Annotated in this window: 14 protein-coding genes; 4 read left to right on the top strand and 10 right to left on the bottom strand. The window is 67.5% G+C overall.

Features of this window, described 5'->3' with window-relative positions; translation table 11 throughout:
* Positions 1-18 precede the first annotated feature (18 nt).
* The 3 genes from ABQE93_RS15765 to ABQE93_RS15775 are packed head-to-tail and all read left to right on the top strand — an operon-like array spanning position 19 to position 1,806.
* The gene (locus tag ABQE93_RS15765) at positions 19-1,317 is read left to right on the top strand and encodes a cytochrome P450 (RefSeq protein WP_448409072.1); all 1,299 of its coding nucleotides are present in this window, start codon (positions 19-21) and stop codon (positions 1,315-1,317) included.
* Complete coding sequence (locus ABQE93_RS15770) at positions 1,314-1,505, top strand: ferredoxin (protein WP_448409070.1); 192 nt, start codon at positions 1,314-1,316, stop codon at positions 1,503-1,505. Before ABQE93_RS15765 ends, ABQE93_RS15770 begins: the two co-directional genes overlap by 4 nt.
* A 16-nt stretch (positions 1,506-1,521) precedes the next feature.
* On the top strand, positions 1,522-1,806 hold the full coding sequence (locus ABQE93_RS15775) for a DUF1330 domain-containing protein (protein ID WP_448409068.1): 285 nt from the start codon (positions 1,522-1,524) through the stop codon (positions 1,804-1,806).
* Positions 1,807-1,828: 22 nt separating this feature from the next.
* On the opposite strand, the gene ABQE93_RS15780 is transcribed toward ABQE93_RS15775, so the two are convergent.
* The 10 genes from ABQE93_RS15780 to ABQE93_RS15825 all read right to left on the bottom strand — a co-directional run bounded on the left by ABQE93_RS15780 (position 1,829) and on the right by ABQE93_RS15825 (position 11,023).
* A complete protein-coding gene (locus ABQE93_RS15780) occupies positions 1,829-2,587 on the bottom strand; it encodes an alpha/beta fold hydrolase (protein ID WP_448409067.1) in 759 nt (252 codons plus the stop codon).
* A complete protein-coding gene (locus ABQE93_RS15785) occupies positions 2,587-3,792 on the bottom strand; it encodes a cytochrome P450 (RefSeq protein WP_448409065.1) in 1,206 nt (401 codons plus the stop codon). Before ABQE93_RS15785 ends, ABQE93_RS15780 begins: the two co-directional genes overlap by 1 nt.
* Positions 3,789-3,989 (bottom strand): ferredoxin, encoded by a 201-nt coding sequence (locus tag ABQE93_RS15790; protein WP_448409064.1) that lies wholly within the window; start codon positions 3,987-3,989, stop codon positions 3,789-3,791. Before ABQE93_RS15790 ends, ABQE93_RS15785 begins: the two co-directional genes overlap by 4 nt.
* Positions 3,986-5,188, bottom strand: a complete 1,203-nt coding sequence (locus tag ABQE93_RS15795; RefSeq protein ID WP_448409063.1) for a cytochrome P450 — start codon at positions 5,186-5,188, stop codon at positions 3,986-3,988. The genes ABQE93_RS15790 and ABQE93_RS15795 overlap by 4 nt, the downstream gene beginning before the upstream one ends.
* A 113-nt stretch (positions 5,189-5,301) precedes the next feature.
* Positions 5,302-6,096: an NAD(P)-dependent oxidoreductase gene (locus tag ABQE93_RS15800; protein ID WP_448409061.1), complete on the bottom strand. Its 795-nt coding sequence runs from the start codon at positions 6,094-6,096 to the stop codon at positions 5,302-5,304.
* Positions 6,093-6,911 carry an NAD(P)-dependent oxidoreductase gene (locus tag ABQE93_RS15805; protein WP_448409059.1) on the bottom strand — a complete coding sequence of 273 codons (819 nt, stop codon included), beginning with the start codon at positions 6,909-6,911 and terminating at the stop codon, positions 6,093-6,095. The genes ABQE93_RS15800 and ABQE93_RS15805 overlap by 4 nt, the downstream gene beginning before the upstream one ends.
* Positions 6,911-7,732: an alpha/beta hydrolase gene (locus tag ABQE93_RS15810; RefSeq protein ID WP_448409151.1), complete on the bottom strand. Its 822-nt coding sequence runs from the start codon at positions 7,730-7,732 to the stop codon at positions 6,911-6,913. Before ABQE93_RS15810 ends, ABQE93_RS15805 begins: the two co-directional genes overlap by 1 nt.
* A 41-nt stretch (positions 7,733-7,773) precedes the next feature.
* Positions 7,774-9,417, bottom strand: coding sequence for a thiolase C-terminal domain-containing protein (locus tag ABQE93_RS15815; RefSeq protein ID WP_448409058.1), 1,644 nt, complete (start codon positions 9,415-9,417; stop codon positions 7,774-7,776).
* Positions 9,414-9,725, bottom strand: a complete 312-nt coding sequence (locus ABQE93_RS15820) for a ferredoxin (RefSeq protein ID WP_448409056.1) — start codon at positions 9,723-9,725, stop codon at positions 9,414-9,416. The genes ABQE93_RS15815 and ABQE93_RS15820 overlap by 4 nt, the downstream gene beginning before the upstream one ends.
* Positions 9,722-11,023 carry an NADH-ubiquinone oxidoreductase-F iron-sulfur binding region domain-containing protein gene (locus ABQE93_RS15825; protein ID WP_448409054.1) on the bottom strand — a complete coding sequence of 434 codons (1,302 nt, stop codon included), beginning with the start codon at positions 11,021-11,023 and terminating at the stop codon, positions 9,722-9,724. The genes ABQE93_RS15820 and ABQE93_RS15825 overlap by 4 nt, the downstream gene beginning before the upstream one ends.
* 36 nt (positions 11,024-11,059) lie before the next feature.
* Between ABQE93_RS15825 and ABQE93_RS15830 the strand changes: the two genes are divergently transcribed.
* A complete protein-coding gene (locus ABQE93_RS15830) occupies positions 11,060-11,533 on the top strand; it encodes a hypothetical protein (RefSeq protein ID WP_448409053.1) in 474 nt (157 codons plus the stop codon).
* The last annotated feature ends 13 nt before the right edge of the window (positions 11,534-11,546 follow it).

The raw sequence follows: 11,546 nt of genomic DNA on the forward strand, positions 1-11,546 counted from the left end.
CGTCGAACGGAGCATTGCATGGCGGAGGACCTCACCACGGTGGACTTCTTCCGGGACGGTCGCCTGACCGACGACCCGTACCGGTTCTACGCGGCGCTGCGCGACAAGTGCCCGGTCAGCCGCGAGGACCACTACGGCGTCACGATGGTGACCGGTTGGCAGGAAGCCGTCGATGTCTACAACGACGCGGAGGCGTTCTCCTCGTGTATCTCGGTGACCGGTCCGTTCCCCGGGTTCCCGGTGTCGCTGGAAGGTCATGAAGACGGCGACATCACCGAGCTGATCGAAAAGCACCGCGACGAGATCCCGTTCAGCGACCAGCTTCCGACGCTGGACCCGCCCACGCACACCAACCACCGCGCGTTGCTGATGCGGCTGATCACGCCCAAGCGCCTCAAGGAGAACGAGGACGCGATGTGGCAGCTCGCCGACGACATCCTCGACGACTTCCTGGCGACGGGGGAGGGTGAGTTCATCGCCGGCTTCGCGGCGCCGTTCACGTTGCGCGTCATCGCCGATCTGCTCGGCGTGCCCGAGGAGGACCGTCCCGAGCTTCTCGAACGGCTGGCGCGCGGCACGCACGGCAGCGGGCTGGGTAACGCCGACAAGACGCTGGCCAAGACGCCGCTGGAGTACCTCTACGAGGTCTTCGCCGAATACGTCGAGGATCGTCGGGCCAACCCCCGCGACGACGTGCTGACCGGGCTGGCGACCGCGAACTTCCCGGACGGCACGGTGCCCGAGGTGGGTGACGTCGTGCGGGTGGCCACCAACGTGTTCTCGGCCGGGCAGGAGACCACGGTGCGGCTGCTGAGCACCGCGCTGAAAGTGATCGGCGACAACCCGGACATCCAGCGCAGGCTGCGCGAGGATCGCAGCCTGCTGCCGAACTTCATCGAGGAGTGCCTGCGCATCGAGAGCCCCGTCAAGGGTGACTTCCGGTTGTCGCGGGTGCCGACCACCGTCGGCGATCAACCGTTGGGTGCCGGCTGCACGGTGATGGTGATCAACGGTGCGGCCAACCGGGATCCGCGCCGGTTCGAAGATCCCGACGCCTTCGACCCCGAGCGCAAGAACGCCCGCCAGCACCTGGCGTTCGGCCGCGGCATTCACAGCTGCCCGGGCGCACCGCTGGCCCGCGCCGAGACGCGCGTCGGCCTGGAGCGGCTGTTGGACCGCACCACCGACATCCGGATCAGCGAGGCCCATCACGGTCCGGCGGGGGAGCGTCGCTACAACTACATCCCGACCTACATCCTGCGCGGGCTGACCCAGCTGCATCTGGAGTTCGATGTGGTGAAGGGCGACGCCGGATGAGGGTCAACGTCGACGAGGACCGCTGCGCCGGCCACGGCATGTGCCTGACGCTGTGCCCCGAGGTGTTTCACATGACCGACGACGGCTGGGCCGTCGCGGATCCGGCTGAGGTTCCCGCCGGACTCGAAGGGGCCGCCAAGGACGCGATTCAGAATTGTCCAGAACAAGCGATCAGCGAGATCGACTGACCCATAAGGAGTTTCAGTGGCCAAGGCTTATATCCTCATCACCGAGGACGTCAAGGATCCGGCCGGGATGGCCGAGTACGGCAAGGCGGCCAGCCAGACGATGGCTGCCGCCACGGTGCTGGCGTTCGACCAGAAGGCCGAGGTGATCGAGGGCACCTGGCACGGCACGCAGACCGTCCTTCTCGAGTTCGAGTCGGAGGAGGCGGCCAAGAAGTGGTACTACTCCGACGAATATCAGGCCGCCGCCAAGCTGCGGCAGGCCGCGGCCGACTGCAACGGCGTCATCCTCCACGGCATGTAGTCGCGCTGCCGCGAGGGCCGGGTCAGTCGGGTATCAGCGGGCCGATCGGGCTGGTGGTGGTGGCGTGCACCAGCAACTCGGCCAACTCGCGCGGGCGGCTCAGAAACGGTGAGTGCGACGCGTCGATGGTCAGCTGCTCGACACCGAGGCGGCGCGTCACCGTATCGGCCAGCCAACGCGGCATCGACCGGTCCTGAAGACAGCGGATGAAGCTGCGGGGCAACTCGGCCGCCCAGAACCGCGGCATCGACACCGGTGTCACCGTGGTGTCGCCGAACCGTTCTGGGCCGAGGCGCTCGAAGGCCCACCGCGCCGTGGCTTCGTCGCAGTCGTGGTAGAAGTAGCGCCACGCACCCTCGAAGTCGGCGAACCACATCGCCCCGTCGTCGTCGAACTTCAAGTAGCCCAACATGTCTCCGACGTCGGCATCGAACTCGCCTTCTTCGGAGTCGCGCATCGCCATCGCCTCGGGGTACGTGCGGCCCTCGCGGGGCAGCGCTGCGGCGAGATAGACGATGTGGCGCACCCGATCCGGTGCGGCGTCCGCGGCGAGCGTGGCGTCGAACCCGCCGCCGGAATGGCCGACGAGGACGTCTCCTGATTGCAGTTCGGCGAGGATCGCATCGCGGCGGTTGGCCAGCGTCGACTCCTCGTCGACGCGGGCCCCGTGCCCAGGCAGGTCCACGGCGACGCCGTCATGGCCGAGTGCGCGCAGCTCGTCGACCGTCGCGTCCCAACACCACGCGGCGTGAAATCCGCCGTGTACGAACACGAACCGCATCAGCGCAACACACGCACCGGGACGTTGGACCAGCCCGCGACGTTCTGCGCGGCCACCCGCTTGCACTGGTCCCACAGCACCTCGTAGCGCGGCATGAAGTCGAGCAGCCGTTCGAGCGCGATCGCGCTCTCCATGCGGGCCAGCGCGGCGCCCAGGCAGCTGTGCACCCCGTAGCCGAAGCCCAGGTTCTGCGCCTCGGAGCGGTCACGCTCGATGTCGAACGTATCGGCGTCGGTGAACGCCTCGGGATCCCGGTTCGCCGAACCGGCAAGCAGGAACACCGGTTTGCCCGCGGGGATGGTCACCCCGTGCAGGTGGACTTCCTTCATGGAACGCCGCACGTTGTACTGGTTGGGTGCCTCGTAGCGCAGCAGCTCTTCGACCGCGGCCGGGATCTTACTGCGGTCGTCGAGCAGCTTCTGCCACTGGTCGGGGAAGCGGGCGAACGTCGCCGCGGCATTGCCGATCAACTTGGTGACGGTCTCGGCGCCCGCGCCGCCCAGCAGGGTCGCGAACCCGGCGATCTCGAAGTCGTCCAGCTGCTGCTTCTCGCCGTCGTCGCGCTCGACCTCGGCGGCGATCAGCCGGCTGAACATGTCGTCGCGCGGCTCGGCTCGGCGCTGCTGAATCAGGTTGTAGTACAAGCCCATCAGCTCACCGACCGCCTGCAAGCCCTTCTCGGACATGTCGATCTGGCCGGGTTCGCGGTGCAGCGTGATGTCGACCCATTGACCGACCTGCTGTCGGTACTCCTCGGGCACACCGAGCATCTGGCTGATCACATCGACCGGAAACAGCGCGGAGAAGTCCGCGACGACGTCGAACTGATCCGGGTTGACCCGCGACAGGTGGCGGTCGATGGTCGCGGTGACCATCGGGCGCATCGCCTCGATGGCTCGCGGCGTGAACACCTTGTTGACGAGGCTGCGCATCTGACGGTGTTCGGGCGGGTCCATCACGATGATCATCTTGGCGACCATCGGCTCATTCGAGCGCACCGTGGCCAGGTCCAGACCGTAAGCCGAGGAGTACGTTTCGAAGTCCTTGTAGGCCGCCGCCACGTCTTCATGGCGGGACAGCGCGTAGAAGTCGTGCTCGGCGTTGTAGTAGACCGGCGCGTACTCGCGCAGGCGGCGGTAGATGTCCCAAGGCCCGTTGAAGAACTCCTCGGAGAACGGGTCGAAGACGACTTCGGATGCTGTCATGCGTCTTCGATCGAGATGGCCTGTCGCGGACATTGCCGGACCGCCTCTTTGATCTGCTCTTCGTTTTCGGGCGTCACCTCGTCCTGCAGCACGTGCAGGTAATCCTCGTCGTCGAGGTCGAACACCTCCGGGATGATCCCCATGCAGATGCCGTTTGCTTCGCACAACCCGAAGTCGACGACGACCTTGCGCGTCACTTCAGCACCCGCACCGGCACGTGGTGGTACCCGGCGACGTTCTGCATGGTGACGCGCTGCAGACCGTCGAAATCGACTTCGTAGCGCGGCATGAAGTCGAGCAGCTTCTCCAGGGCGATCGTGCTTTCCAACCGGGCCAGCGCGGCGCCCAGGCAGCTGTGGATGCCGTAGCCCAGCCCAAGGTTCTGCGCCTGGGTGCGGTCGCGGGTGATGTCGAAGCTCTCGGCGTTGTCGAAGGCACGCGGATCGCGGTTGGCCGCCGCCTTCATCAAAAAGACGGGTTTGTGCGCGGGGATGGTGCCGCTCGGCACTTCGGCCTCTTTGAGCGTGAAGCGCACGTTGTACTGCACCGGGCCGACGTAGCGCAGCAACTCCTCGACAGCCGCGGGCACCAGGCTGCGGTCCTCGAGCAGCATCTGCCACTGCTCGGGGTGGCGCGCGAACTCGACCACCGCGCTGCCGACCAGCTTGGTGACGGTTTCGGCGCCGGCTCCGCCCAGCAGCGTGGTGAACCCGGTGATTTCGAGGTCGTCGAGCTTGCGCAGGTTTCCGTCGTCGTCGGGGATCTCCGCGGCGATCAACCGGCTGATCATGTCGTCCTGCGGATTCTGCCGGCGCTCCTGCACCAGGCCGTAGTAATACATACCGGAGTCGATGTTGGCCTGCATGTTCTCTTCGGACAGCTCGAGCTGGCCCGGCCTGCGTTCCAGGCTCGTGTCGATCCAGCGCCGCACCTGCTGGCGGAACTCCTCGGGCACGCCGGCCATCCGGGTAATCACCTCCACCGGGAAGGGGCCCGAGAAGTCCTGCACCACATCGAAGTTGTCGGGGTCGACCTTCGACAGGTAATGCTCGACGAGTTCGGTGATGGACTCGCGCTGCGACTGAATGGCCCGCGGGGTGAACGCCTTGTTGAGCAGGCTGCGCATGTGGCGGTGCTCCGGCGGATCCATGAAGATGATCGACTTCACGGGACCTTCCTCGGACCGCACCATGGCCAGGTCACATCCGCGCGACGACGAGAACGCCTCGTGATCCTTGAGCGCCGCGGCGACGTCGGCGTGCCGGGTCAGCGCATAGAAGTCCTGGTCCTCGTCGTAGTAGATCGGGGCCTCGTCACGCATCCGCTGGTAGATCTCGTAGGGGTTGTCGAAGTACTCCTGCGAAACCGGATCGAACACCAGTTTGGGCTTGGTCATGGTCTCCTCTTTCGCGGCGGGCTAGTGACCGCTTCCGTTACGCGAGGCTGCATTTATGTAACGCCTATAGTATGCCTCACGGGATGGGCTTGAGTAGTCGGAATCGCCGGTTGTCACTGCCGAATTCCCGCTTTGATGACGTCGTCGAGAACGCCAAGACCGCCGCCCAGTTCGGCGGCGATTTCCCGCACCACCGCGACGTCCTTGCCGATGAACTCGGCGGTGTCGTCGACGAACGCCGCCACCGAACCACGCATGGCGATGAACTCCCCGACCCGGCTGGCACCGCTACCGCGCGAGATCGACGTCAGCAGGTTCTGTTCGTCGACGCCGAAGCGGTCACCGAGCGCGACCGCCTCCCGCAGCAACCCGATCTGCGAGGCGAACAGCGCGTTGTTGACCAGCTTGACCGCCTGGCCTGCGCCGAGCGGGCCGACATGCAGGATCGGATCGCCGTACGCCGCGAGCACCCGCTGGGCGCGGGCCACCGCGTCGTCGGATCCGCCGACGAACAACGTGAGGGTGCCCGACGCGATGTTGTGAGGTCCGCCGCTCACGGGTGCGTCGACGACGTCGATCGCCGGGACCTCGGCGGCGATGTTCTGCGCGGTGCGGGGACTTCCCGTCGTGTGGAGGACGAGCACCGCACCCGGCGTCATCGCCGACACCAGGTCACCGGACAGACAGACCTGCTGCACCTGCGCGTCGGTGAACACGCAGACGATGACGACGTCGGCGCCGTCGCCGACCGCGCCGAATTCGGTGACGGGGTCCGCACCAAGATCACGCATCGCCGCGCACTTCTCGTCGGTTCTGCCGAGGACGCGGACCTCGTGGCCGGCTTCGACGAGCCGCGACACCATGGGCGCACCCATCCGGCCGGCCCCGACGAACCCGACGCGTGTCACCGCGGGAAGTCCATCTTCTTCAACGCCGCGTCGGCCGCGGTGAACACGGCGCCCTCGGGCGCCGATGCGGTGGCCGCGATGCTCGCCGCGTGCCGAACGTCCTTCTGCAGCAACGCGCCGGCGATCGGCGCCAGCCCGTCGACGGTTCCGCCGAACATCGAGATGCTGCCCAGCGCCTTGCTGGTGGCCGAGCCGCCGTTGAGCACCTCGGCGAGCCGGTCACGCGGGATGCCCAGGGTCTCACCGAGATCGAGGGTGCTCGTCGCGGCGCCCAGGTTGGCGGTGAACAGCAGGTTGTTGAGGATCTTGGTGACCTGCCCGCTGCCCAACGGGCCCAGGTGCACGATCGGGTCGGCGTAGGTGGCGAACACCGGCCGGCATCGTTCGGCGACGTCCTCTTCGCCGCCGACCATCACCAGCAGCTTGCCTTCCTCGACGGCGGGGCCGCCACCGCTGACCGGAGCGTCGATCACCGAAACACCCTGCGCAGCAGCTTTTTCAGCGACCTCACGGCAGGTGTCGGGGTGCACGGTGCTGTGGATCGCGACGACGCCGCCCGACGTCATTGCCGACAGCACGCCGTTCTCGCCGTACAGCACCTCCCTGACGTCGTCGTCACCGACCACGCACAGGCACACCAGGTCGCTGGCCGCGCCCAGTTCGGCAGGGGAGCCCGCGGTCTTGGCGGGGGTGTCCGCATACGGTTCGAGGCTGGCCTGCCTGCGCGCCCACAGGGTGGTTTCGAAACCACCTTCGGCGATGCGGCGCGCCATGGGCCCGCCCTGGCTGCCGAGTCCGATGAATCCGACGCGCATCAACCCGTCTCCAATCCTTGTTGTGCCAGAACACATTCCTCGACGAACGCCAGCACCTTGGCGTGGTACGCATCGGCGGCGACCGACAACGAGATGTTGTGGCCGCTCCCGGGTTGTTCGTTGAGCACGAACCGCGGCGCCGAGGTGAACATCGCGCCGATCTTCGCCAACGTCTCCGGGTCCGTCCGCCACACCTGCTCGAATTCCGCGACGCTGAACTGGACCGGCACGCGCAACTGCGCTGCGAGCCCGGGGAAATCGCGCCTGGGCCAGTGGTTCGTCATATCGGCTTCGTAGCGCGCCCCGCCCGAGGAGTTCGTCATACCGGAGAGCACCTCGGGTGGGTACACGTCCTCGGGAGTCCAGAGCAGCTCGCGCAGCCCGACGGGGCGCTGGTTGGACATCGCGGCTTTCATGATGTCGGCCATCGCCGGGGTGTATCGGACCCCGGTTCCGGCCAGTTCGAGGCCGATGACGTCAGCGCCGGTAACGGCCATCCGCACCGCCATCTCACAGCCCGCCGAATGGCCCATCAGAAACACGCCCGCGCCGCGCGGCTTGTCGCCGAGCACCTTGTCGAGGGCGCCGGATGCCAGCGCGACGCGCTGTTCAGGTTCTGCCATCGCCTCCGGGTACGGTGCCGAGCTGCCGTAACCGGGCCGGTCCAGCGCCACGGTGGTGTAGCCGGCCGCGGCGCCCGCCCGCAGCAGCGACAGCCGCGGATGTCCCGGGCAGTCGAAATACGCTGCGGTGCTGGAGCCCCCGTGGAATGCGACGATGACGGCCCGCGGGTCGTCGACCTCGGCCAGCAGACCCGACATCGGCACACCGTCGGCGAGCACGACGCGCGGACGCGGGGCGCTCACGTGTCGGTCCGCATCAGCAGGACCCCGCTGGGGGTGAGGCCGCCACTGCTGGCCACCGCGACGCTGGCTCCTCGCACCTGACGTTCCCCGGCGTCGCCGCGCAACTGGGTCACCGCCTCGGCAATCAAACCCATCCCGTGGGTGCGCCCGTGAGACAGCTGGCCGCCGTGGGTGTTCAGCGGGATGACGCCGTCGCGGGCGATGGCCTTTCCGCCGTCCAGGAAGTCCTTGGCTTCGCCGATGCCGCAGAAGCCGAGCGCCTCCAGCCATGACAGGCAGTTGAACGAGAAGCCGTCGTACAGTTGGGCGACGTCGACGTCGTCGGGCCGCAGCGAGGTGCGCGTCCACAGGTGCGCGGCCTGGCCGAGCACCTGCGGTTCGTGGGTCAGCGTGGACTGGTCCCAGTCGGTGCGTTCGACGATCTGGGTCCCGACGGCCTCGAACAGGATGGGCTTGTGCGGCATGTCTTTTGCGGCGTCGACGGCCGACACGATCACCGCGACCGCTCCGTCGCACGGGACGTCACAGTCATACAGCCCGAACGGTGTGGTGATCATCCGGGCGTTGAGGTAGTCGTCCATGGACATCGGGTCGCGGTAGATCGCGGTGGGGTTCAGCGCGGCGTTGGCGCGCTGGTTCATCGCGATCCAGCCGAGGGTCTCCCGGGTGGTGCCGTAGCGGTCGAAGTGGCGTTGCGCGTTGAGCGCCAACGTGTGCGCGGCCGACATGGCGCCGAACGGCATCTGCCAGCTGGGGGTGCGGGCACCGCCGGGCGGTGAGGCCTTACCTTCCTTCATCAGCTGCTGGAACGTCGCTTCCCAGAGCGTGCGGAAGCAGAGCACGTGGCGGGCCATGCCGGTCGCGACGGCCATCATGGCGGCGATGACGGATCCGCCGGGCCCGAAGGTGTCCATGCCGCCGTTGATCCAGGTGGGTCGCAGCCCTAACGCGTTCTCGAGCGCGCTGACCCCGCCCTCGCCCATGCCGGCGATGTCGAGACCGGGATATGTCGAAAGTCCGTCGATGTCTTCGAATGTCAGCCCGGCATCAGCGATCGCGGCCGCGCACGCCTCGATGGTCAGCGAGAGCGGGGGAACCATCAACCGTCGGCCCAGCCGGGATGCGCCGACACCGGTGATCGCGGACTTGTCTTCGAACTTCTCGGTGGTCAACGGAGTGCGCACGTAGCGGCCGATGTCCTCGGGTGCGACGTCGTCGACGGCCGCGGGTCCGGCTTGGCTGTCGGCCGTGGGCCGGAACACGGGCAGCCAGACGTCTTCTAGCTTCTGGAAGTCGACCTCGACGGCCTGGCCGAGTTTCAGTTCGTCGGGTTCGCAGTCGACGATGTTGGTGGTCAACCGAACTCGTGGATCTTCGACGACGGCCACCTGGGCCACCACGTACGGCGGCGGCAGGTCCATGAAGCCGAACCGGTGGTTGACGGTGAAGGCGCTCAGCGTCGCCTTGCCGGAGACGTCGCGCACCCCCATGTTGTGGCTGCGGCAGTACCGGCACACCGGCTGCGGCGGATGGATCAACGCCTGACAGTCCTGGCACTCTTGGATGCGTAGCACCCCGTCTGCGCCTGCGGTCCAGAAGAACTCGTTTAGGACTGTCAGCTCAGGTAGTGGCCGTGTCACCGAACAAACCCCGAAATCGCCTCGCTGTCATCGGTGTTGGGGTCGGGCTCCGGTGCCTCCCGAACCTCCGTGGGGTTGTTCTGGTCCTCGGAGGGGCGGTGTTCGCCCAGGTAGATGATCGCGTGCACGGGGCAGTCCAGTAGCGCGCGCATCACCGCGTCGCGGTCTTTTTCGGGCACGGTGCCGTCGCCGATCAGCGAGGCGTACCCCCAGTCGTCGAGCGAGAAGTAGTCGGGTGCGTGTTTGGCGCAGATCCCGAAGCCGTCACACAACGTGCGATCGAGCTTGATCCTCAAGCCGTCACTCATGGGTGAGCCACCGCCTCCACTTCGTAGGGCCGCACAGCGGAAAACACCGCGGGCCGACATGCCGGGCACTCGCCGGCGAGGTGGCGGGTGACCACCTGGGGGAACTGGCGCAGCAGGCTGGCGGCGATGTTGGTGGCGCCGTCGAGCGTGCCGCATGCGCCGCGCCCGCGCAGCACCACCGACCACCGCTCCAGCCGGGCCAGGTCCTCGTCGGTGGCCACGCCGTCGCGCAGTGCGCACAGCACCGCTGCCATCGCCGCCGTACCGTTGAAACACGATCCGCACTGTCCGGCGTTCTCCCGATCGAAGTAGGACATCACCGAAGCGGCGACCGCCAGCGGGCAGTCTTCGGTGAGGATGGAGATCGCACCGCAGCCCAGACCGGCGCCGAGGCGCCGGATCGTTTCATGATCGAGGGTGGCTTCCAGGACGTCGGTGTTGAGCAACCCGGCGAAGTAGCCGCCCATCAACACCCCACGCACCGATTCGGCCTCCACGCCGTGTACGTCGAGCAGCGTCGAAAACGCGGCACCGTGCGGGATTTCGTAGAGCGCCGGGGGCTTCCCGGCGCCGGTGATCGTCGCGAGGAACGTACCCGGTGACATCGGCGTGCCCACGGCGCGAAAGCCCTGGCCGCCGTGTTCGGCGATATACGGCAGGTTCGCCAGCGTTTCGACGTTGCTGACCATCGTCGGCAGGCCCAGGACGCCTTCCTCGAAGGGCCGCGGCGGTTTGTCGGTCGGCTTGGCCGGTCCGCCGTTGATGCGACGTACCGCGGCGGTCTCCTCACCGGCGACGTAGCCGGCTTGCACGGTGAGGACGGTGACCTCGGCGTCGCCGAACGCCTGCGGGCTCAGTTCGCTCAGCGCGTCGGTGACCGCCGTCGCCGACCGCTCGTCGGACACGTACACGTAGGCGCGGGTCGCACCGGCGATCGCCGCCGCCAGGCGTAGACCGTCGAGCACCAGATGGGGCCGGGTGCGCAGCAGCCAACGATCCTTGACCGAAGCGGGTTCACCCTCTTCACCGTTGGCCACCACCACCGTGTCGGAACCCCGGAGGCGCGCGTCGCGCACCGTTCGGAGCTTGGTGCCGAGCGGAAACGCTGCGCCGCCGCGGCCCAGCAGGCCCGACAGGTCGACCTGTTCCAGCAGCGCATCGGCGTCGGTCAGCTTCCGGTAGCCGCCGGCCTGTGCGTACTCGGCGTAGGTCTCCGGTCCCGGTTGTCCCGGCCGCAGCAGCCGGGGTGGGCAATTGGGCCACGCTGCGACGGTGAGATCCGTTGTCGTTGAGGTCATGACACGTCCTTCCGGGCCGCGGCTAGGCTGACGGACATGAGAACGGCGGTGGTGCGTGTCGGCGTCGACAAGGCCGGCGAGCTGACACCTGCGCAGCTAAGCGATGGCATGGCGCGCCTCCGTGACCTGGTCGCGGCGGCGGGTATCGAGGTGGTGGACAACAACCTGCCCGCGTTGCCGCCGCAGCGCCGCGAAGTGGAGATCCTGATCGCCGGCGAAGACCCGGCCGAACTTCAACGACGCGCAGTAGACATGTGCGCCAAGGCGTTCGGCACCACGCCCGTGCCGGGTGTGCTCACCTACATCAGCCGCGGCACCGACGCCGACGCCAGCGGGGTGCTCGCCGGGTTCGGGTTGACCGGCGAGATCGAGCGGGTGGCGGGGGAGGACGGCTGGGACGTGGTGCACGTGACGCTGCGCCAGGCGGATCTGGAGCGGGTGCCCGAAAGCCGCATCCACACCGCTTTGGAGGCGTCGCTCAACTGCGAAGTGCACATCCACACGATCTGACCCGGTGACGCGC

The organism is Mycolicibacterium sp. XJ662 (assembly GCF_053484035.1).

Bases quoted from the DNA above. Each gene is read 5' to 3' on its own strand.
- ABQE93_RS15765 (WP_448409072.1), top strand. From the start codon at position 19: ATGGCGGAGGACCTCACCACGGTGGACTTCTTCCGGGACGGTCGCCTG.
- ABQE93_RS15770 (WP_448409070.1), top strand. From the start codon at position 1,314: ATGAGGGTCAACGTCGACGAGGACCGCTGCGCCGGCCACGGCATGTGC.
- ABQE93_RS15780 (WP_448409067.1), bottom strand. From the start codon at position 2,587: ATGCGGTTCGTGTTCGTACACGGCGGATTTCACGCCGCGTGGTGTTGG.
- ABQE93_RS15785 (WP_448409065.1), bottom strand. From the start codon at position 3,792: ATGACAGCATCCGAAGTCGTCTTCGACCCGTTCTCCGAGGAGTTCTTC.
- ABQE93_RS15795 (WP_448409063.1), bottom strand. From the start codon at position 5,188: ATGACCAAGCCCAAACTGGTGTTCGATCCGGTTTCGCAGGAGTACTTC.
- ABQE93_RS15805 (WP_448409059.1), bottom strand. From the start codon at position 6,911: ATGCGCGTCGGATTCATCGGACTCGGCAGCCAGGGCGGGCCCATGGCG.
- ABQE93_RS15810 (WP_448409151.1), bottom strand. From the start codon at position 7,732: ATGTCGGGTCTGCTGGCCGAGGTCGACGACCCGCGGGCCGTCATCGTC.
- ABQE93_RS15820 (WP_448409056.1), bottom strand. From the start codon at position 9,725: ATGAGTGACGGCTTGAGGATCAAGCTCGATCGCACGTTGTGTGACGGC.
- ABQE93_RS15825 (WP_448409054.1), bottom strand. From the start codon at position 11,023: ATGACCTCAACGACAACGGATCTCACCGTCGCAGCGTGGCCCAATTGC.
- ABQE93_RS15830 (WP_448409053.1), top strand. From the start codon at position 11,060: ATGAGAACGGCGGTGGTGCGTGTCGGCGTCGACAAGGCCGGCGAGCTG.